The organism is Xylanibacter caecicola (assembly GCF_013166515.1).
In the GTDB taxonomy this organism is placed as follows: Bacteria; Bacteroidota; Bacteroidia; order Bacteroidales; family Bacteroidaceae; genus Prevotella; species Prevotella caecicola.
In genome coordinates this window covers 261,156-282,627 of sequence record NZ_JABKKJ010000001.1, presented here as the reverse complement: position 1 = coordinate 282,627, position 21,472 = coordinate 261,156, and the positions used below count along the sequence as shown (strand labels likewise).

Genomic DNA, 21,472 nt, shown 5'->3' with positions numbered 1-21,472 from the left:
TCAATGTAACAACAATAAAAAAACGGCACCGCCAATGATTGCCTTCAAAACAATCAACGGCGGTGCCGAATAAAATACAACCGTTATCCAAACCCTATCGCTGGGTTCTTACTACAAGTTTGCGTACAACGTCACCTACTTTCACTATATACACACCGTTGCCTGCCGGTATGTCGGTAATCGTCTTGCCAAGATCATTGTATACAACCTTGCCGTCTATAGAAGAAACCGTAATATGCTTGCCGTTGCATCCCGTAATACGGATGCAGCCTGCAACTACACTTATATCGGCTTTTCCCGACAATACTCCGTCAACAGAAGAGGTGATTGCCGTTGCCACGTTCGACCCTTTCGACTCACGTTGCTCGTAAACGGCAGTAACCACCCACGCACATTCTTCCGGATTGTCAACATTGTCGGTATATGTCGTACCGGTTACAGGTGTCTCGTTTATACGCTCATTGTTGCGGTACACGTTGTATCCTGTAAGCACGAGATTGCCCGAAGACAGAGGAGCATAAGTAACGTCGTCAAGCATCAGCATGAACGAGTTTGTCGCATACGAACGGATTGCAAAGTAGCGCGCTCCCTCAGGCAGAGCCACCTCATAGCGTGTCCATTGACCGGGCACCTTATCCACATCAAGTTCTGTGGGGACAAAATCCGAAGGTTCTAACGAGCCGGTGGAATAAAGCACTTGTATCCGTTCCTGATCATCTGCACTGTAGCTGCGGGCATAGAACGACACTGACTGTGCATTGCCGCTAAGCTCGGGAGAGATAGCCCAGTCGTCCGTGGTACCTTGGTCATAACGGGCAAAGGCTGCAAGATACTGCTTTCCGGAGTGCGGTGCCAAAGGTTTGTTGCCCTCAAATATGCCTGTAGCACTGAACATGAAGAACGATGCAAGTGTCTTGCCGGGCTCTATGCCGGGCACTTCCACTCCGGCAAAACCGCAGACGGCAGCCTTGTCAAGGTCTCTCATCACCCAACCGTCGGCATAGTGGCTCCATGCAGCGGTGCTTTCAAAGTCATCGGTAATTGCGGCATCGGGTTCCGTGGCAAGCACAGGTGCGTCCCAGCTCAGGAGAACACTTTGTCCGGAGCGTGTTGCCGTAAGGTTTGCAGGAGACGGTGCGGTCGATACAACAGGACTGACAGTCACTGTTTCGGAACGGTTGTTGTCTGTTACAGCATCATCGGGATGTGAGACAACAGCCTTATAGCTGACCGGCTTATCCGAAAGGGCACTCATTTCCAAAACGAACTCAACAGAGGCTTGCGCACCGGAGGCTATCGTTCCGGCACTGACTGTATTGCAAAGCACATCGTCGGCATACAGTTCTACATCAGCACCGGTTGCAACCTCCGAACCATTGTTTGTCAAAGCCACGGTAACCGTGAAGTTCTCGCCCGTCCGTACATACGCCGGTGCATCGATACCGGTGATTTCAAGTTCCACTCCATCTATATCGTCAATATTAATATTATCGATGAACGTCGATGTATAAGGTCGTTGCGAAGTAGTTGCAACAAAACGAAGACTGATATCGGAACCAACGTATGCACCAAGCGGCACCATGACTTCGTGCCAGCCCTGTTCTGCACCCATTTCCACAACAGTCTTGTTCAGAACCTCGGTCCATTCGCCGCCATCGGCACTTACGGAAACAGCCAGTTTGTTAAGGTCAAGACCGCTGTTGTCCGGTGTATAGCTATAAAAGCGCAGCACAGGTGCCTTCTTTTCGGCAAGACTTATCTTTCCTGTGATCATTGCTCCGCAATAGTCGGAGAAGTAACCGTTCATCACCATATATCCGCCGTCCCCATCTTGCGACACGGCATCATCGTTATCCGTCTGTATAGTCCAGTTTCCATAGTTGATACGCTCTGTCGTATAAATGGTAGAAGCCTTTCCGCCGGCATACGACTCATGGAATTCAGTGTATGGTGTACCTGCCGGAATAGTCTTGGTCTGAGTCTTCTCACCCTCACCGCGGTCGGTCACAGCAGACACAGAATATCTTACGAACTGTTGTTTTCCGTCATCGACACCCTTGAACGTATATTGTATATCCTTTACATTCTCTGCTACAACAGCTCCATTCTCTGTATCATCATATATGTTATAGCTTACCTTATCGGGGTTAATAGACTGTCCGTCTGCCGAGAGGGACACCTTCTCCCACGACAGTTTTATTTCTCCGGGAGCCGTTTCCGATATCTCGACCGAAGCGGGAGCAGCCGCAACAGGAGTTCCCAAAAATGCAGTTACGGCAGACGTCATGCCAGAACCGTTGCCATTCACGGCAACAGCCGAATAAACATAGTCGCCACCTTTTTCAAGAATATCATCATATGTCAGCTGTCCTCCGGTAGCCGGATTGTCAAAAGTATGGATAACCGCTCCGTCGCGACTGAGTTCTATCTTGTCTATCGACGTGATAGTATTTCCCGACAGATCTGTCTTTGGAGCCGTTAAAGAGACCGTTGCCTTGTACTCGCCATTGGCATCGGCTGTCACAAGCAGGTTTTCCGGAGCCTGCGGAGCACCTGCATTCAACCCGCTCTCAACCTTTATTTCGCAAACTTCGAGGTTAAACATGTTGGCTTCGGAGATACCGTGAAGACCTAAATGGTAGATACCGGACACTGAAGGCTTGATAAAACCGCCAAGCTCTTTATACTCTCCGGACAGAGTGGTAGGGTCGACGAGCACGTCTGTCATGTCTGCCACCGTGTTACCCACACCCCATTTTGCCTCGATAATCTCTGGATAGCGTTCGTTGGAGCAGCGAGCCTTGAATGTTGCATGATACACCTTGCCGGCTTCCAAACTCAGTGGAGGAGACATCAGCCAGTCGTCCATCTTGACACTTCCATATTTCACGCGCACCATACCGGAGCTATATTCCCATGTCTTACCGTCCTTATTGGCGTCGATCACGGTAAAGAAACTCAGTGACTCGGAGCTTTTAAAGTTCTCTTGCCATGGAAGAGAAGCCGTTCCACATACCACCTTGTTTGATTCTACGGTGCCCGAAACAAAGCCGTGGTTGTCTGCCGACACTACATAGCTGTATGCAACCATGCCGCCGGAAGCATCGGGCGTGTCTTCAATCGATGTGGCGGTGGTCTTCTCCGATACGACGACCTCGTCTGGCAAACGTTTCACCGTATAAGTCACGGCGGCGGCATCAACATATCCTCCGTCGGCAGATGCCGTCACTGCATTCCACGAAACGCCTATCTTATTGCCTGAAGTTTTCACGGCACTTACGTTTTCGGGAGCCTGCGGAACGCCAAATCCAACGAAGCGGTCGACGGCAACCTTGGGCGACGAACCTTTATCGTTGGCAACAGACACGGTGAACTGATAATTTCCACGTTCAGCCACAGTGATGTCTGCATTTACCGTTTCACCGAACGATGTGCCGCCTGTAGCAACCTCACAACCGTTCTGAAGGACGGTATATGTCAAAGCGCCGGAAGCCGGTGTTCCGTCAAAAAGAGTAGACGGAGCCTTGAACTGCAATGAGCCGCTCAGCGAACCGCCGTCGAAAGCTGCAACAACATCGGTGACTGCCGCAGGCGCATCGTCCTCTGCCAGGGGAGCAGGCACATAGAGACCTACAACCTGTTGGCGTTGGTCAAAATCCATAACCTTTGTCGCAACACCGGTGGTGAGATCCACTTCACACAGATATGAAGTTGAAGCATCGGGACCGACTGTCCAGAACATGCGCCCGCTACGTGCCTCGATTGTCGCCGACCCTGTAAGCAGAGGCAACTGTCCCGTCTCGCCAACGAGCACAACGTCTCCCGTCAGACGGTCTATCTTGTAAAGCGATGAAGATTTAACTTTCACTGAAGTTCCCGACCCCTCTACATCCGACTGTATACCGTAAAGCTGTCCGGAGGGTGCTGCGGCGATTGCCACCCACACACCGTCCATCTCCTTTATAGGAGTGACCGTCTCGCCGGATTTGTCGTAAGATATTGTTGCAAGTACCATACCGGTATTGGCTGCATTGGAAAACAGACCGTATATTTTGCCGTCATACGGATTGTAAGTCAGGTCATACGGCAGAGCCGTAAGCTTGGGATAGTTGGTCCAGAGTTTCTTTCCGTCCTCCATGGAATAGGCATCCACGTATATAATAGGTGAACCGTATTCGGCATTGCACCTTGTCGCATAATATACGTTATCATACAACACACCGGCATAAAACGCGGCATATCCGGGACTCATCTCAAAATTCAAGGACCATGCCTCACCCTGTGCGGACGGCAAAGTCCACAGACCCGTGGTAACCGAACCGGACGATGAGGATACCACCATACCGTTCATTTTCGGTATGGACGGAGACACATCAGAAGCCAAAGCCTTGACGGATGCTCCTGCAACAACTATTGCCAGAAGCAACTTAAATAACTTTTTCATTCAATAATAATAATGTTTTATATGATGCTGTCACAGAACCGGCATCGCCCACAACAGCATCAAAGGTTTAAATTAGCGCTGACAAAAGTACAACATATCGGTGATATAACGGACACTTTACAACAACAAAATGTCTTTTTGCAACCTTCTTGATGACAAATGCATGCTTTTTACGACCATGCATTTGCTTTATCGGATACTTTCCGTATATTTGACTTCGCCTTCGTCTTCGTTCAATATACTCCTGCTCGACAAAAAACAAATGAATTTGTTGTTTTGTTCTCGACTTATTCGTATATTTGACGCACAAAATTGGCTCCGCCACCGCGAACCGGACTAAAGTCCGACTTTCGCTATTTTGTTTTATCGAATATTCTTCGTATATTTGCAATATCCTTAATAAAGGTGAATTACTAATCTATAAACAAACTATTAACCTAACAAACAATGTCTAAACAATTCAAAGGGCTCCCTTTTAAAGGGAAAGCCATCATCATGTCTTTTATCGGCATGATGTGCGCCATTGCAGCATCGGCAGGCGCTATCCATGTATCCACAAGCGGTAACGACAACAACGACGGAAGTAAAGAAGCGCCATTGCTCACAATCCACAAGGCGGTGGAGATTGTAAACCCGGGCGACACGATATGGGTGCACGGCGGGCGATACGTCATCAGCGAGCGCATAAAGATACCGCAGAAAGCCACGTCGGCAGAGAAGAGGTGCTACCTGTGGGCGGTGCCGGGCGAGGAAGTAATCATCGACGGCTCGGGCATGAAGCACACCACAATGGAGGCGTTCAAGATGGGGCGCTGCATCTACGTGAACCACCTTGCCAACTACTGGCACTTCAAGGGACTGACGATGTGCAACGCCGAGGACAACGGCATGAAGGTGGAAGGCTCGTACAACATCATAGAGCAGTGCGTCTTCCACGACAACAACGACACGGGACTGCAAATCGGCATGTACAAGGACTTCTCGATAGAGGAGACGAAGTCGCTGCCGGCAGGTACGCCGCAGTTCAACCCCGGCTACCAGTTCTGCCGCGGCAACAAAGTAATCAACTGCGACTCGTACAACAACTATGACAGCCGCACTTACAACGGCACCGACGACGGCGGCGACGCCGACGGCTTTGCCTGCAAGCTGTTCCCCGGTCCGGGCACGGAGTTCCGCGGATGCCGCGCATGGACAAACAGCGACGACAACTGGGACTTGTACATGGTTTATCATCCCGTGGTGATTGACAGTTGCTGGGCATACCACGGAGGCTATACGCCGGCGGGCACTGCCGTGGGCAACGGCAACGGCTTCAAGCTCGGAGGCGGCGGCACGTCGGGCGGTGCGGCGTTCGCACAGTCGCTCGGAGCACACGTGGTGACAAACTGTGTGTCGTTCGGCAACCTGCATAAGGGTTTCGACCAGAACAACGCATACGAGGGAATGTATGTCGTGAACTGTACGGCATGGGGCAACGAGTACAACTACCGCTTCCCCACCGTGTTCCAATATGGCGGCATGACGATACGCAACTGCATCGGCTGGGGCGCTACGAAGCTGAACCACGAGTTCCTGTCGGCAGACAAGGCGGGGTCGGTTGTTCCGGATACCGAGTTCAACTCGTGGACAACGATTGACGGCTGCGAACCGTACAAGGAAGGCAACAAGAACAGCGCCGGCGTGAAGCAGAAGACCGCCGACCACTCGGGCGAGTTCCTGTCGCTGAGCGTGGAGGACTTCATGGCGCCGCGCGAGGCGGACGGTTCGCTGCCCAAGAACAACTTCGCACGGCTGAAGACGGGCAGCATATTCAAGGACAAGGGCACGCCGATGGTGGGCTTCACGCCCAAACGCCACCTGCCGCTGGCAGAGGCAACAGCCGCAAACCTCGAGCTTACCGAGGCGGACGACCTGTACATGCCCTACAACGACGCTGCACCGGAGATGGGCGCGTTCGAACTTGACGGTGTTCCGGCTGACGTGACAGTGCCCGAAAAGGCGACGCTGACGTGCATCACGGCAAACTCGGTGCAGGAAGTGGTGAAAGGAAAAGCCATAGAGGACATCGTGTTCGAAATGGGCGGCGCTGCGACGGGCGCGACGGTGGAAGGACTGTCCGAGGGGCTGACTTCGGCAATAGACGGCAACATCATAACAATCAGCGGCACGCCGCAGGCAAGCTGCACGTTCAAGGTTACGGTGACGGGAGGTCCGAAGGACGTCGTGACGACGGGCATCATCACATGCGTGACGCCGTTCGTGGTGCTGACGGGCGACTGGTATCATTTCCAGGACGCGGCGGACAACCTGCCAGCCGACCTTAAGGAAGTGATATCCCTTGTCCAGAGCGGCGACGCGACGGCAACTACCGTCACGAGGATAGTGCCCGACTACACAGAGACGGGCGGCGTGATACCCGGAGGATGCACACAGGGCGCTCTCGTGCTGTCGCGCAACGGCGGAGTGAAGTGGACGTTCGGCGAGGGCGTGCTGCAGCTGCTCGTAAACCTGCACATCACCGGCGGTCGCACGTTCCGCATAGAATATGCGCTTGCCGACGGAACGACAGGCACGGCAAACGTGGCGAAGATGAGCAAGGGTACATACTGCAACTGGGACGTTCTTAAGAACGCGGGGCTTTCGGACAAAAGCGAAAGCATAAAGAGCATCACCCTGATAAACAACAACACGACCGGAGAGGTGCGTATATATGATATGTACGTGCGCGTGCCGGACAACGGAACGACTGGCATCGGCACAGCCGTAACGGGCGAAAAGACCGCGCGCGTAGTGAAGTTCGTAAAGGGCAACCGCATCGTCATCGAAAAGAACGGCGTGAGATACAATGCCATGGGGCAGCGCATCTGACGGAGGAGCATTTATAAAAGATAAAGAGTATCTTTTAAGGAGATAAAGGAAGATAGGAGAAGATAACGTGGCTTGCGCCACGGGAGATAAAGGACAATAGTCTTGGAACAAGCGACAGGGCATTTGTCTTTTATCTCCCCTTTATCTTCTCCTATCTTCCTTTATCTCCTTATTATATATACCTTATTTCCTTATTATATCCCCTATCCTCCTGATACCATTGTCCTTTATCTCCCGTGGCGCAAGCCACATTTCTCCCTTTATCTCCATTCTATCTCCTTATTATATACCATCCCCCTGCAAACGGGGCACGTGCCGGACGAAATTTTGGATCGATCCAAAAAAATTTTTGGAACGTGCCGGAAGAAATTTTGGAACGTTCCAGAAAAAATTTTGGATCGATCCAAAAATTATTTTCGATCGATCCAAAATTCCATATATCGCCTCTCTCTGTGAAAAGAGACGCTCCGCAGTATGTTTTCAAGGCTTTTTCCGGAGGTGGCGCCTTATCCATTCGAACTGTCCGTACTCCGTTGCGTCCGACGTCCAGTGCTCGTTTATCGGCGTTATAAGCGATTCTTTCGGACACGAAAGTACGTTCCACACGGCATAGCTCGTCGTCGGCGGGCACGTGTCGTCGTTATAGCCCCACGTCATGTAGGTATCCGCCTTGACATGACGGGCGAAGTTCACCACGTCGTAATACGCCATCGTCCTGATGTTGTCCGTCGTCATCATGCCCATCATCTTGTTGAAGTGAGGATACCCTCCGGTCTTTCCGGCGGAGTATGCCGCCATGTCGCTCAGCGCGGGGTGGTTGACAACGCACTGCGTGACGCGACTGTCCAGAGCCGCCGCCACTATCGCCAGGGCGCCACCCTGACTGCCGCCCTGCACCGCAAGGTTCGTACCGTCCCACTGGGGCAGCGACGCGAGCAGGTCCAGCGCCCGCACGAGGGCGAGATAAACGCGCCTCATGTAGTAGCGGTCGCGGTTGTCCAGTCCGTTTGCAAGATACCCGTTGTCGCGCCCGTTGAAGGCGTTGCTGATGTCGCGAAACATCGGTTCGGGCAGCCGCGGGTCCAGTCCGTGTATCTCCATCTCGAGCCTTATAAAGCCGTTCTCGCCATAGTAGCGGTGGCGCAGCGGCTCCTTTATCGTCTTTATGCCCGCTCCAGGAGGGCAGAGCACGGCGGGACAGCTGCCGGCGGCGGCATCCTTGGGTATGAAAAGATATCCGTAGACCGCCTGCCCCCGGCCGTTAAGCTCGAGCCTGACGAGGAAGCAGTCCATCTTCGGCGTGCAATACTCCCGGGCAAGCTCCTTCGTGAACGCAAGAGGGCGTGCCCGCATCTCGTCGATGCCGTCTTTCCAGTACTCCATGAAGTCCGCCGGTTCCTTGGTGAAGGGGCGTATCTTGTCCACCGAGAAGCCCACCTTTATATGATGACTGTATTTCTTTCCGCCGACGGTCGCCGTCAGTCGGAGGTCGCGGAAGCCCGGCGTCTTTCTTGTGCCGATGTTCACGCGCGCCCTGCCCCGGCTCAGCTTCACCGTGCCGTCGACGTCGCCTTTCATCATGTCGTCCGCCACGGAATAGCTCACCACGGCGTCCTCGGGAATGCCATACCTGTAGAGCTGCACGTCCACAACCGCCTTCTCACCCGTCTCATAGAGCCAGTCGGCATGGTCGGGCACGGTCACCCACAGCACGTCCGAGCGATAGGGATAGTTCTCCGCGCCGCTCCTCACGAGGCAGCAGCACAGAAACAATGTAATAAGAATAAATCTGCTTTTCATTTTTATCGTGTGTCTTGTCATTGCATCAGTCTGTATTCGCCCGGCGTCTTGCCCGTGGCGCGCTTGAAGAAGCGGTTGAAGTGCTGCGAATACTGAAAGCCCAGCCTGTTGCTTATCTCGCTTATCGTGCGCGTGGTGCCGAGCAGTTCGTCCTTGGCAAGCTCTATTATCTTCACGCGGATATACTCCTGCGGCGTGCGCCCCGTCTCCTTCTTTATCAGATCGCCGAAGTAATTGGGCGACAGGAAACACTGTTCGGCAAAATACTTCACCGACGGCAGACCCTCATGAGCAGGCTTGCCGCCCTCGAAGTAGCGGTTCATCTCGCTCTCGAACTTCGTCAGCACGTCGTGGTTCGCCTCCTTGCGCGTAACGAACTGACGCTCGTAAAAGCGCATGCAGTAATCGAGAAGCATCTCTATGTTGCTGCATATAATCTTACGCGAGTGACGGTCGGCTGGTCGCTCCGTCTCTTCCTTTATACGTGCAAGACAGTCGCAGAAAATCGTCTTCTCCTCTTCGGAGAGGTGCAGCGCCTCGCGCGAGGAATAGGAAAAGAACGAGTATCGCTTCATCTCGCGTGCCAGCGACGTGCCGCGGATAAGGTCAGGATGGAAAAGAAGCCCGATGGCGTTGGGCTTGAAGTCGGGCACACGCTTCACATGGACCACCTGCCCAGGCGCGAAACTCGTCACCGTACCCTCCTGATAGTCGTATGGCTGGCGTCCGTAGGTGATATCCCCGCAATATGTCTGCTTCAGAAAGACGGCATACATGCCGTAGCTGAACGTCGTTTCAACAGGAAGTGCCGACGGATCGGTGCCGTGAAGGTCTACCACCGCAACCAAAGGGTGGTGCGTCTCAAAACCGTAAATGCTGTTGTAAGACTCTGCCGAGTCTATCCTTATCACCTTTTCCATATACAAATACTTTGCTCCTTTACCCACAAAATTAACAAAAAAGATGCTATCTTACAATATATCAGGCATAAAAAAAGAACTTCCATGCCCTTGCCGCCGCACCGCATGCCGCGTCATTTCCGCCCGAAGTCGGCAGGCACCTCGCCCCACTTCGCTGTCTCCCACTTTATCACGGGCACCCTCACCTCATGCGTCCTCAGCCACGCCTCGGCACGTTCTATGATGCCGTAAAGCTGCTCCGTCGCGGCATTACGCTCCAGCTTTGTCTTGCACTTCTTCTTGCTCACCCACAGAATGGCGTTGTAGCTGTCGCTGTATATAACCTTGTCCTTTATCCCCTGCCGCTCCATAAGCGCCATGGCGTGCACAATGGCAAGAAACTCGCCTATGTTGTTGGTGCCGCGGAGCGGTCCGAAGTGAAACACCGTCGCGCCAGTGGCAAGGTCCACACCCCTGTATTCCATGGGACCGGGATTGCCGCTGCACGCCGCATCCACCGCCCATGCGGCGGCTTTCACGTCCTTGTGCAACGGCAGCACAGTGTCGTTACGCCAGTCGGGAACGTCGGATAATTTATAATTCATAATTTATAATTTATAATTGGGAGGGGATACGATTGACAATTTATAATCGGGTGGGATGCGATTGATAATCTACAATTGATAATTTATAATTGAGGAGGACTATTGTTTGCTGTTTTCCTTTACCGACTTTATAATCGATGTAAGCAGCTTTATAAGCTCTATGCAGTCTGCCTGCATGCAGTCTGCCTGCTTCACCGATATATATTCGGCATCTCTCAACAACTCTATCCAATACTCTGTCTCGCTTGCTTCTTTCAGGGCGATATACAATTTCGTAATAAAATCGGGCTTTGTCTGTGCCCGTTGCGACTCTCTGACGTTGGCGCATACACTCGTTCCGCTTCTCAACAGTTGCTTACCTATTATATAATTGCCGCCATTGTCGCACAGATACTTGTACAACTTGACGCATCTCAGGCTGAAATCATAGCTTTTCTGCACAACCGCATTGTCCTCACGCCCCCTCATCGCGTCCCCAGAATTATAAATTATCAATTATGAATTATAAATTAAATCACATTCTCTCCGGCACTTCGATGCCCAGCAACGCCATTCCGTTCTTTATCGTCTTGGCGACGTTCTGTGCCAGAACAAGGCGCACGAGAACCTTGGCGGGGTCTTCCTCACGCAGAATGCTGTAGTCGTGATAGAACTGGTTGAACTGCTTCGTCAGCTCATAGCAGTAGTTGGCAATGCCGCTCGGACTATAGTCCTTGCCAGCCTGAGCCACCGCTGCGCCATATTCGCTCATCTTCTGTATCAGCTCCACTTCCTTGTCGTTCAGCGGCATGTTGCTGTCAAGCGTCTCGGGAACGGCAATCTGCTGTTCCGCAGCCTTGCGCATGATGCTACGTATACGGGCGTATGTGTACTGGATGAACGGTCCTGTGTTTCCGTTGAAGTCGATACTCTCCTCCGGATTGAACAGCATGTTCTTGCGTGCGTCCACCTTGAGGATGAAGTACTTCAACGCTCCCATACCTACGATACGTGCAATCTCGTTGCGCTCCTCCTCGGTCATGTCGTTGAACTTGCCCAGCTCTTCGCTCGTCTTCTTCGCGTCGTATATCATTTCGGCAACAAGCTCGTCGGCGTCCACCACGGTTCCCTCGCGGCTCTTCATCTTTCCGTTGGGCAGCTCCACCATTCCGTATGAGAAGTGTACAAGCTCTTTACCCCACTTGAAGCCGAGACGGTCGAGCAATATAGACAGTACCTGGAAGTGGTAGTTCTGCTCGTTGCCCACAACATATATCATCTTGTCTATGGGATAATCCTTGAAACGCATCTCCGCCGTGCCGATGTCCTGCGTCATATATACCGATGTGCCGTCCGAACGCAGCAGAAGTTTCTGGTCGAGTCCCTCGCCGGTGAGGTCAGCCCACACGCTGTTGTCGTCCTTGCGGAAGAAGAGTCCCTTTGCAAGTCCCTCTTCCACCTTCGCCTTACCCTTAAGATAAGTGTCCGACTCGTAGTATATCTTGTCGAAACCGACGCCCATTGCCTTGTACGTCTCGTCAAAGCCGGCATAAACCCAGTCGTTCATCTTCTTCCACAGGGCGCGCACCTCGGGGTCGTTCTGCTCCCACTTCACCAACATCTCGTGAGCTTCCTTGATGAGCGGAGCCTCTTCTTTGGCTTTCTTCTCTGCCTCTTCGGCACCCATGCCCTCTGCCACATACTGCTCCGTGAGCTGTTTCACCTCCGCACGATAGTGCTTGTCAAAAGCCACATAGTAGTCGCCTATCAGGTGGTCGCCCTTCTTGCCGCTCGTCTCCGGTGTCTCGCCGTTGCCGTATTTCAGCCATGCAAGCATCGACTTGCATATATGTATGCCGCGGTCGTTCACTATGTTTGTCTTCACCACTTTGTTGCCGTTTGCCTGCATTATCTGCGCAAGGCTCCAGCCGAGCAGGTTGTTGCGCACATGTCCGAGGTGAAGGGGTTTGTTGGTGTTGGGCGACGAATATTCTATCATCACCAGCGGACTGTCTTCGCCCGCCTGCTTCTCGCCGTATTTCTCGTCGGCGTTGATGCTGTTGAGCAGCCCTATCCATGCCGCGGGGGCGATTACAAGATTAAGAAATCCTTTCACCACGTTGAATGTAGAAATGTTCTCGTCGTTCGCCTTAAGATATTCGCCTATCTCCTGCGCCGTGTCCTCCGGCTTCTTGCGCGATATCTTCAGAAAGGGGAACACCACCAGCGTGAGGTTTCCCTCAAACTCGCGCTTTGTCTTCTGCAACTGCACCATCGTCTCCGGCACGTCCGCGCCGTAAAGTTCTTTCACCGCCTTGATGACCGAACCGCATATCTTATTTTCTATACTCATACCTTATTATATATATTTGCGGGTGCAAAGGTAATAAAGAATTAAGGAAATTAAGAATTAAGAATTAAGAATTAAGAGTTAAGAGTTAAATATTGAGGGTTTACAGGGGTACTTTTTGCAAAAAAGCATATAAGCCATATAGGGCTTATAAGTCATATTAGTCTTATTAGTCCAATTAGTCTAATTGATGAAGCGCGCCGGCAAATTCTTAACTCTTAATTCTTAACTCCTTCAGCTTCTCCATCTTACTTTTCCGTTCAAACGAAAATGTCTTGCTGTTGCGGTCTATAAAACTGAAAAGATTAATGGCAAGTGAAATGATATTGCCGCGTACCGGCTCCGATAGCATGTCCGCCTCGGCATAATACAGCTCGGCAAGCATCTCCATGCGGTACAGACGCTCGCTCTCGGGATATTTTGTGAACGACTGCATGATGTCGTCCACGGACATTATGTGGTAGAAGTCGTATGGTCCCACATACTGCTCATAAAGCTTTCGCAGAGCCTCGCGCCTGCCTTCAATCTCCTTTTTCTCAAGCATCCGGGCAAGTGCCGCCATAAACTCGCGGATAAGGCGCATGATATAGTCACGTTCAAGCATCGCTTTTATAATTTATAATTCATAATTTTTAATTTATAATTGGTGCGGGGACAACAACCCGCCAATTCGTAATTCGTAATTCCAAACTCGTAATTCGTAACTTCAAACTCGTAATTCAAAATTCCAAACTCCTGACGTATTCATACAGTTTCTTGTAAAACGGATGGCGCGTCATCGTACCGGCATCGCCCAGAATGATGAGTTTCATGCGGGCACGCGTCATCGCCACGTTCATGCGGCGCAGGTCACGAAGAAAACCTATCTGCCCTTCGGCGTTGGCACGCACGAGGGATATTAGGACTATGTCGCGCTCCTGTCCCTGAAAACCGTCCACGGTATTTATGCTGATGAGGTGGCGGAAGGGTTTGAAAAATTCCTTTTTCTTTATCAGCCGACGCACATATTGCACCTGTGCACGGTAGGGCGAGATAACGCCCACGTCTATACTCTCGTCGAGCACACGCTGTTTGCCTATCTTCTTGAAATAGCTTTCGAGCGTGGCAAGTGTCAGCATCGCCTCCGCCTTGTTTATCCTGCCAAAGCTCTCGCCCACAAACTGTTCCTCGAACAGCGGTCGACCGTCATTGTCCGTACCTATCTCCGATGTGTCAATCCACACCATCGGCGTGTCATAGTCCAGTATGCCGCGATGTCCCACCTGCGGTGCGCTCTCCACCATGCCGCCATAGAACCAGTCGCTCGAGAACCTCATTATCCGCTCGTTCATGCGATACTGCATCTTTAGCAGTGTCACCGCCTCGGGCTTAATCTCGGCTATGCGCTCCATGAGCGTCCTGCCCAGTCCGCCACGCATGGATTCGACACTCTTCACCGTAGGTGGCAGCTGACAATGGTCGCCGGCAAGTATAACGCGCGATGCGCGCCGCAACGGTATCCAGCAGGCAGGTTCGAGAGCCTGCGCCGCCTCATCTATGAACAATGTGGCAAACTTCATTCCATCCAAAAGGCGGTTGGCGGCACCCGTCAGTGTGCAGGCTATCACGCGCGCCTCGCCGAACATTTCGGCGTTTATGCGTATCTCTATCTCCGTGGCACGGCTCTTCAGGCGGTCCAACTTTGTGTGATAGCTGTCGTCGTATCTGCGGTTTCGGGCGCCACGCAGCTCTCTTATCGCCTTGCGTATGCTCCACAGCTGCGGATAGTCGGGATGTGCCTCGAAACGACGTTCGTAGGTGAACGACAGCATCTTGTCGTTCACACGCGTGGGGTTGCCCAGACGCAGAACGTTGACGCCGCGGTCCACAAGTTTCTCGCTTATCCAGTCCACCGCCATGTTGCTCTGCGCGCACACCATCACCTGGTTCTCGCGGTGCAGCGTCTCGTATATAGCTTCGACAAGTGTCGTTGTCTTCCCCGTTCCGGGAGGTCCGTGCACCACCGCCACGTCCTTTGCCCGCAGCACATTGTTCACCGCCTGCTCCTGTGTGGAGTTGAGCCACGGAAAGCGCATCGGGGCAAACGTAAATGTCTCGGGTGCACGGCGCGAGCCGAACAGGTCGCGCAGATAAGCAAGACGGTTGCCCTTGGCGTTTATGGCACGGTCGAGAGCCTCGAACATAAGACGGTAGCTCGTCTCGTCGAAGAACAGCTGCACACCGGCGTTCTCCATGTTCTGCAGTGCCGGTATGGACGAACTGTCGGGCAGCGACACCACCATACGGTCGCCGTCGACATAGCTCACGGTACCCGTGACGGTATGGAACCTTATCTTGTCCGACACGGAAAAGAAACACACCGGTCGCCCGAACTCGAAGTTATGCTCCACATCGTCATCGGCAGTACGGTGCACTTCTATCACCTGTTGGTTTAGCGAATTGTAATAGCTTCGCCCCATACGCACGGGAAACCAGGCATCGCCGCGCTTCACCTTGCGTGGCAACGCCTCGGCATTGCTGTGCCGGCGATATTCTTCCTTCTCCTCCTCATACTCCGTTTCGAGCAGTTTGCGCAACATCAGTAGCGCCTGAACGGGAGGCACAGGAGCGTTATTTTTATATTGTTTGTATGTCATTGATTTTCAATATCTTACCTTTTGGGTTCCAAAACACCGTCTTTCAGGCTCCAATATGCCGCCTTTCAGAGTCTAAAAGGCGGCATATTGGAAGCCCAAACGTCACCTTCCGGGAAACAAGCGGCACACTCATGAAGTTTTCCACGTGTGCCGGAACGGCATAAACATCTGTGTGTCCTATGCAAAGATAACAAAAAGTATCCAAACATAAACAACCGGGCGTATAATAACGTGTAGGGACATATTCTTGTATTTGTCCGCCAAACAGCCATTGAATATCATGATGTTATAAACGGACAAATACAAGAATATGTCCCTACTGGTGCTGTATTAGTATTTTGGCATGCCATTCATTGACAGTTTGCAATACAACGGAGAAAGCCTGTTAAAATGCCCCACCAAAGCCTGCGGGTGATCTCCCGCGATGCACGGGCAAAAGGGTATGAAATCGGCAGGGAGACGGCAACGGGTTAAAAAAAATTAAATGAAAGGAAATAAGAAAGTACTTTATTCTCTATATTGGTTAAATGAAAGTATCTTTGCACGTGCAATTTGGTATGTAATTTAAATGTTTTTAAATAAAATAAGCAATTATGAAGATTGAGAAAGTTCATGCAAGAGAAATCCTCGACTCAAGAGGTAATCCTACAGTTGAAGTTGAAGTAACACTCGAAAACGGCGTTATGGGCCGTGCAGCCGTTCCGTCAGGAGCATCTACAGGCGAAAACGAGGCACTGGAACTTCGCGACGGCGACAAGAACCGCTATCTTGGCAAGGGCGTGCTGAAAGCTGTTGAGAACGTAAACACTATCATCGCACCGGCTCTGAAAGGCGACTGCGTACTGAACCAGCGTGCAATCGACAATAAGATGCTTGAGCTTGACGGTACTCCCACAAAGAGCAAGCTGGGTGCAAACGCCATCCTCGGCGTGTCACTGGCTACGGCACAGGCTGCTGCAAAGGCTCTGGGCATGCCGCTCTACCGCTACATCGGCGGATGCAACGCTTACACAATGCCCGTTCCGATGATGAACATCATCAACGGCGGTGCTCACTCTGACGCTCCCATCGCTTTCCAGGAGTTTATGATACGTCCCGTAGGCGCAACGTCTATTAAGGAGTCTATCCGCATGGGTGCAGAGGTGTTCCACGCACTTGCAAAACTGCTTAAGGGTCGCGGACTGTCTACAGCCGTAGGTGATGAGGGTGGTTTTGCACCTAACTTCGACGGCATAGAGGACGCTCTCGACAGCATCATACAGGCTATCAAGGACGCTGGTTACGAGCCGGGCAAAGACGTTAAGATTGCCATGGACTGCGCTGCTTCCGAGTTTGCAGTACAGGAAAATGGCGAATGGTTCTACGACTACCGCCAGCTGAAGAACGGAAAGAAGAAGGATCCTAACGGCAAGAAGCTCTCGGCAGACGAGCAGATAAAGTATCTCGAGGAACTTATAACAAAATATCCTATCGACTCTATCGAGGACGGTCTTGACGAGAACGACTGGGAAAACTGGGTTAAACTCACCGCTGCCATCGGCGACCGTTGCCAGCTTGTAGGCGATGACCTGTTCGTTACAAACGTTAAGTTCCTCCAGAAGGGTATCCAGATGGGTGCAGGAAACTCTATCCTCATCAAGGTTAACCAGATAGGTTCACTGACAGAGACACTCGACGCCATCGAAATGGCTCACCGTCACGGTTACACGACAGTAACTTCTCACCGTTCGGGCGAGACAGAGGATACAACAATCGCTGACATCGCAGTGGCTACAAACTCCGGTCAGATAAAGACAGGTTCTATGAGCCGCACAGACCGTATGGCTAAGTACAACCAGCTTATCCGCATCGAAGAGCAACTGGGCGCAGCTTCAAAGTATGCTTATACAAAGTTGAAGTAAATCCAAACTTCACATAATGACAATGAGGGGAGCCCGCACGGGGCTGCCCTCATTTTGTTTAAGGCAGGGGGCTTGGTTCCTGTCTGGTTTTATAAGCCATATAGGACTTATAAGACTTATAGGTCCTATAAGACATACAAATCCAATATACCATATCAAAAAGAGCATAAAATGACATTCCATCCGCTATCCACCGACATACCAAAACCGCAAAAGTTCACGTTCCCTTTCTTCTACGAACCTCATCCCTTGTGCCTTCTCGCCGCCCGTGAGGTGCAGGAATATATCGAGACACACCGCCTGTGTGACGGTGACAAGGACGGAGGAAAGATGTTCGGCGTACTTGTTGTGGAGGACGGCGAAGGACAGACGGGGTATCTTGCGGCGTATTCCGGACTACTGCAACATGCCGGAGATGACGGTTTCTTCGTTCCGCCAGTGTTCGATGCACAGCAACCGGGAGGGTATTTCAAGACGCACGAGAGCGAAATAACTGCTCTGAACATCGAGATTGACCGTATAGAACAGAGCAGGGAATATGCCGAAGCGCGCAAGGAGGCAGAGAGGATAAAGGCGGAAGGTGACGAAAGGATATGCCGTTACAGGGAGGAAATGGCACGGGCAAAGGCGGCAAGAGACGCGCGACGCCACTCTGCCGAGCCTGTAAAAGAAGAGGAAGAGGCGGCAATGGCAGGCGAAAGCCAATTTATGAAAGCCGAATTGCGGCGCATGAAGAAGTTTTACGTGGAGAAAACGGCAGAGGCTGCCCGGCACGCCGATGTGTTGGAAGGAAGGATAAAGGCACTGAAAAGGCAGCGCAAGGAAATGTCTGACGCCCTCCAAGAGTGGCTGTTCCGCCAATATGTGCTGCTTAACGCCCACGGCGAGGCGAGGGACACGATAGACATATTCATGGAACAGACGGGAAAGATGCCTCCGGCGGGAACGGGAGACTGTTGCGCGCCGAAGATGTTGCAGCATGCTTTCAGAAACGGTTTGCGTCCTATCTGCATGGGTGAATTCTGGTGGGGAGCACCGCCGGCAAACGAACTGCGCCGGCAAGGGCACTTCTATCCGTCGTGCAGCGGCAAGTGCAAGCCGTTGCTTAGACACATGCTGAAAGGTATAGAAGTTGATACCGACCCGTTATCCGCTGCCAAAGCAGCCGCCTTTTGTGCCGGAAAAGAGGCTTTTCCGGATATTGTTTATGAAGACGAATGGCTTATGGTCGTCAACAAGCCGGCGGATTTTTTGTCCGTGCCGGGACGTTCGGAGCGTCCTTCCGTATTATCGTTCGCAAAGGAACGTTGTCCCGATGCCGACGGTCCGATGATTGTACATCGTCTCGACATGGCTACATCCGGACTTTTGGTGGTGGCGAAGACCAAGGAGGTGCACCGTTCATTGCAGGAGCAGTTCAGGCAGCACAGCGTCAGAAAGCGTTATTATGCGGTGCTCGACGGCGCATGGCGCGGTGCAGCACATGGCACGATATCACTCCCTCTCTGTCCGGACATCTTCGACCGACCGCGTCAGAAAGTGGATTATGCCAACGGCAAGACGGCAATAACAGAGTTTCGTGTAATAAAAACAGAAGGAGGAAAGACACACATTCATCTCTTTCCGCACACCGGACGCACCCACCAACTGCGTGTGCACTGTGCCCACAGCGACGGTCTGGGCATTCCGATAATGGGAGATGAACTGTATGGGAAGAAAGCAGACCGTCTGCATCTGCATGCGGAATATCTTGAATTCACACATCCGGTTACTCTCAAACGCCAGGCGTTTGAGGTAATTAAGAATTAAGAGGTAAGAATTAAGAATTTGCTGCCGCGGTTCTTACAAGCAATTAACCTATAGCCCGCAATCTATAGAACCTATAGAGCCTATATAATCTATAGAATTTATAAGCAAAAACCGCGGCAGCAAATTCTTAATTCTTACCTCTTAATTCTTAACTTTCTCAATTCCCTTCTTAAGGAAATCCACATATTCGCCCACATCTTCCTTATAGCTGAAAGAAGAACCGAGGACATTTCCCTGCGCATCGACAGGCACATAGAACGGTTGGACGAGTGCTCCGAACTTGCGTTGCTGCAAGTAGCTCCACTTGTCTCCTATTGTGCGGAGGGTCTTGCTGGTACCGTCCGGCAGGCTCACTTCCATCGGCTTGGCAAGCGGACGCTTGTCGTCTACGTAAAGGGAGATAAGGATATATTCGTTGTTAAGAATGTCGGCAACCTGCGGATCGGTCCATACAGATGCCTCCATCTTACGGCAGTTGACACATCCGAAGCCCGTAAAGTCTATCAGGACGGGCTTTCCCTGCGATGCGGCGGCAGCCATTCCCTCCTCATAATCGGTATATTTAGGCTTCACTTCGTTGTGATAAAGATTGAAGTCCTGCGTGTTCATCGGCGGTGCAAAGGCACTGACAGCCTTACAGGGAGCACCCCACAGACCGGGAATCATATATACCACGAAAGCAAAAGACACCATACCGAGCATTATGCAGACAACGGGCATGGGCTTGTCTTCGCCGTACATGTCGCTCTGGAACTTGAGTTTGCCTATAAGATACAGACCGAGCATGCCGAAAATAACTATCCACAGGGCAAGGAACACTTCGCGGTCGAGCAGTCCCCAGCCGTATGCGAGGTCGGCAACGGAGAAGAACTTAAGGGCAAAGGCAAGTTCGATAAATCCGAGAACAACCTTTATGGTGTTCATCCAGCTGCCCGACTTCGGAGCCTGCTTGAGCCATGTGGGGAACAGGGCGAAGAGAGTGAAAGGCAAAGCGAGGGCAAGGGCAAAGCCGAACATACCCATGGCAGGTGCCATGTAGCTGCCTGACGTAGTGACCTCGACAAGCAGGAAACCAATGATGGGTCCCGTACATGAGAACGAAACAAGTGCAAGAGTGAACGCCATGAGGAATATCGACAGCAAACCGCTTGTCGATGACGCCTTGCTGTCTATCTTGTTGGTCCACGATGAGGGCAATGTCAGCTCGAACCAGCCGAAGAACGACAGGGCGAAGACAACAAGAAGAAGACAGAAGATAATGTTTACAACAGCATTGGTGGCAAGGGCATTGGCAAAGCTTGCACCGAAAATGACGGTCAGGGCTATACCCAACGTTAGATAAATGACGATTATCGACACTCCGTATGTAATGGCGTCGCGCACTCCTTTCTTCTTGTCCTTGGCACGTTTGAGGAAGAAACTGACCGTCATAGGTATGATAGGCCACACGCAAGGGGTGAAAAGCGCAACGAAACCGCCGACAAGTCCCATAAGGAATATGTACAGAAGGGAACGGTCGGTATTACCGTTGTCTCCGTTAAATGCCTGCAACTCCTTTATCATGGGCTTCCACAAGTCGCCTCCTATATTGGCAGACAGGGTGTCGGCAACAGCCGCCGTATCGGCGGAAAGACTATCAGCGGTGACGGCAACCGGCGTTTCCGTCGCTTCGTCCTTAACCTCTTCCTTTGCCTCAGGGGCACCATCGGGACCTTTTCCGCTATAAGAGAACTCCACCTGAGTCGGCGGCATACAGTTCTCGTCATTGCATGCTCCATATTCAAGATAGCCCTTCAAGCGGTATGTCTTTCCCGTTATCTGATACCGTTGCACAAAGGTAACGCTCTTTTCGAAGTAGCGCAGCTTCATTCCGAATATCTGGTCAAAGTTCGAGATCTCACGTCCCAGCGCCTTCAGCTTGCCTATCGGCTTTGCGCCTTCAGCCTTTTCTGTATTGAGAACGGCTGATGTCGGACCGTCGGCGGGCAGTCCGGTAGAATACACATGCCACCCGTTGTCTATCTTTCCGCTGAATATTACGTCCACCTCGGTGGGAGACACTACTTTCTGCTGCACCGAGAAATGAACGGGAAGGTCGCCCTGCGCCATGACACCGGCAGCATGCAACGCCGCGAAAAGAGTCACGGCAAGCATCTTGAAACTTATTCTAATCATATA

Annotated in this window: 12 protein-coding genes; 3 read left to right on the top strand and 9 right to left on the bottom strand. The window is 51.9% G+C overall.

What is annotated here, in order from left to right:
• Positions 1 to 94: 94 nt before the first annotated feature.
• Positions 95 to 4,444 (bottom strand): choice-of-anchor J domain-containing protein, encoded by a 4,350-nt coding sequence (locus tag HPS54_RS01095; protein WP_172343647.1) that lies wholly within the window; start codon positions 4,442 to 4,444, stop codon positions 95 to 97.
• 447 nt (positions 4,445 to 4,891) lie between these two features.
• On the opposite strand from HPS54_RS01095, the gene HPS54_RS01090 reads away from it, so the two are divergent.
• Complete coding sequence (locus HPS54_RS01090; protein WP_172343646.1) at positions 4,892 to 7,315, top strand: right-handed parallel beta-helix repeat-containing protein; 2,424 nt, start codon at positions 4,892 to 4,894, stop codon at positions 7,313 to 7,315.
• Positions 7,316 to 7,795: 480 nt separating this feature from the next.
• Here HPS54_RS01090 and HPS54_RS01085 read toward each other — a convergent pair whose 3' ends face one another.
• The 7 genes from HPS54_RS01085 to HPS54_RS01055 all read right to left on the bottom strand — a co-directional run bounded on the left by HPS54_RS01085 (position 7,796) and on the right by HPS54_RS01055 (position 15,584).
• The gene (locus HPS54_RS01085) at positions 7,796 to 9,115 is read right to left on the bottom strand and encodes an acetylxylan esterase (RefSeq protein WP_172343645.1); all 1,320 of its coding nucleotides are present in this window, start codon (positions 9,113 to 9,115) and stop codon (positions 7,796 to 7,798) included.
• Between the two features lie 17 nt (positions 9,116 to 9,132).
• Positions 9,133 to 10,035, bottom strand: a complete 903-nt coding sequence (locus tag HPS54_RS01080) for a helix-turn-helix domain-containing protein (protein ID WP_172343644.1) — start codon at positions 10,033 to 10,035, stop codon at positions 9,133 to 9,135.
• 113 nt (positions 10,036 to 10,148) lie between these two features.
• On the bottom strand, positions 10,149 to 10,619 hold the full coding sequence (locus HPS54_RS01075) for an RNase H family protein (protein WP_172343643.1): 471 nt from the start codon (positions 10,617 to 10,619) through the stop codon (positions 10,149 to 10,151).
• 99 nt (positions 10,620 to 10,718) lie between these two features.
• On the bottom strand, positions 10,719 to 11,087 hold the full coding sequence (locus tag HPS54_RS01070; protein ID WP_172343642.1) for a four helix bundle protein: 369 nt from the start codon (positions 11,085 to 11,087) through the stop codon (positions 10,719 to 10,721).
• Positions 11,088 to 11,133: 46 nt separating this feature from the next.
• Entirely contained in the window at positions 11,134 to 12,951 is a 1,818-nt protein-coding gene (gene argS, locus HPS54_RS01065) for an arginine--tRNA ligase (protein WP_172343641.1), read from the bottom strand.
• A gap of 208 nt (positions 12,952 to 13,159) precedes the next feature.
• The gene (locus HPS54_RS01060; protein WP_172343640.1) at positions 13,160 to 13,552 is read right to left on the bottom strand and encodes a hypothetical protein; all 393 of its coding nucleotides are present in this window, start codon (positions 13,550 to 13,552) and stop codon (positions 13,160 to 13,162) included.
• Positions 13,553 to 13,667: 115 nt separating this feature from the next.
• Positions 13,668 to 15,584: an AAA domain-containing protein gene (locus tag HPS54_RS01055; protein WP_172343639.1), complete on the bottom strand. Its 1,917-nt coding sequence runs from the start codon at positions 15,582 to 15,584 to the stop codon at positions 13,668 to 13,670.
• Between the two features lie 593 nt (positions 15,585 to 16,177).
• Between HPS54_RS01055 and eno the strand changes: the two genes are divergently transcribed.
• Together eno and HPS54_RS01045 are read left to right on the top strand one after the other, a co-directional pair.
• The gene (eno, locus tag HPS54_RS01050) at positions 16,178 to 17,485 is read left to right on the top strand and encodes a phosphopyruvate hydratase (protein WP_172343638.1); all 1,308 of its coding nucleotides are present in this window, start codon (positions 16,178 to 16,180) and stop codon (positions 17,483 to 17,485) included.
• 171 nt (positions 17,486 to 17,656) lie between these two features.
• A complete protein-coding gene (locus HPS54_RS01045) occupies positions 17,657 to 19,294 on the top strand; it encodes a pseudouridine synthase (protein WP_172343637.1) in 1,638 nt (545 codons plus the stop codon).
• A 141-nt stretch (positions 19,295 to 19,435) separates the two neighbouring features.
• On the opposite strand, the gene HPS54_RS01040 is transcribed toward HPS54_RS01045, so the two are convergent.
• Complete coding sequence (locus HPS54_RS01040; protein ID WP_172343636.1) at positions 19,436 to 21,469, bottom strand: protein-disulfide reductase DsbD family protein; 2,034 nt, start codon at positions 21,467 to 21,469, stop codon at positions 19,436 to 19,438.
• Positions 21,470 to 21,472 lie beyond the last annotated feature (3 nt).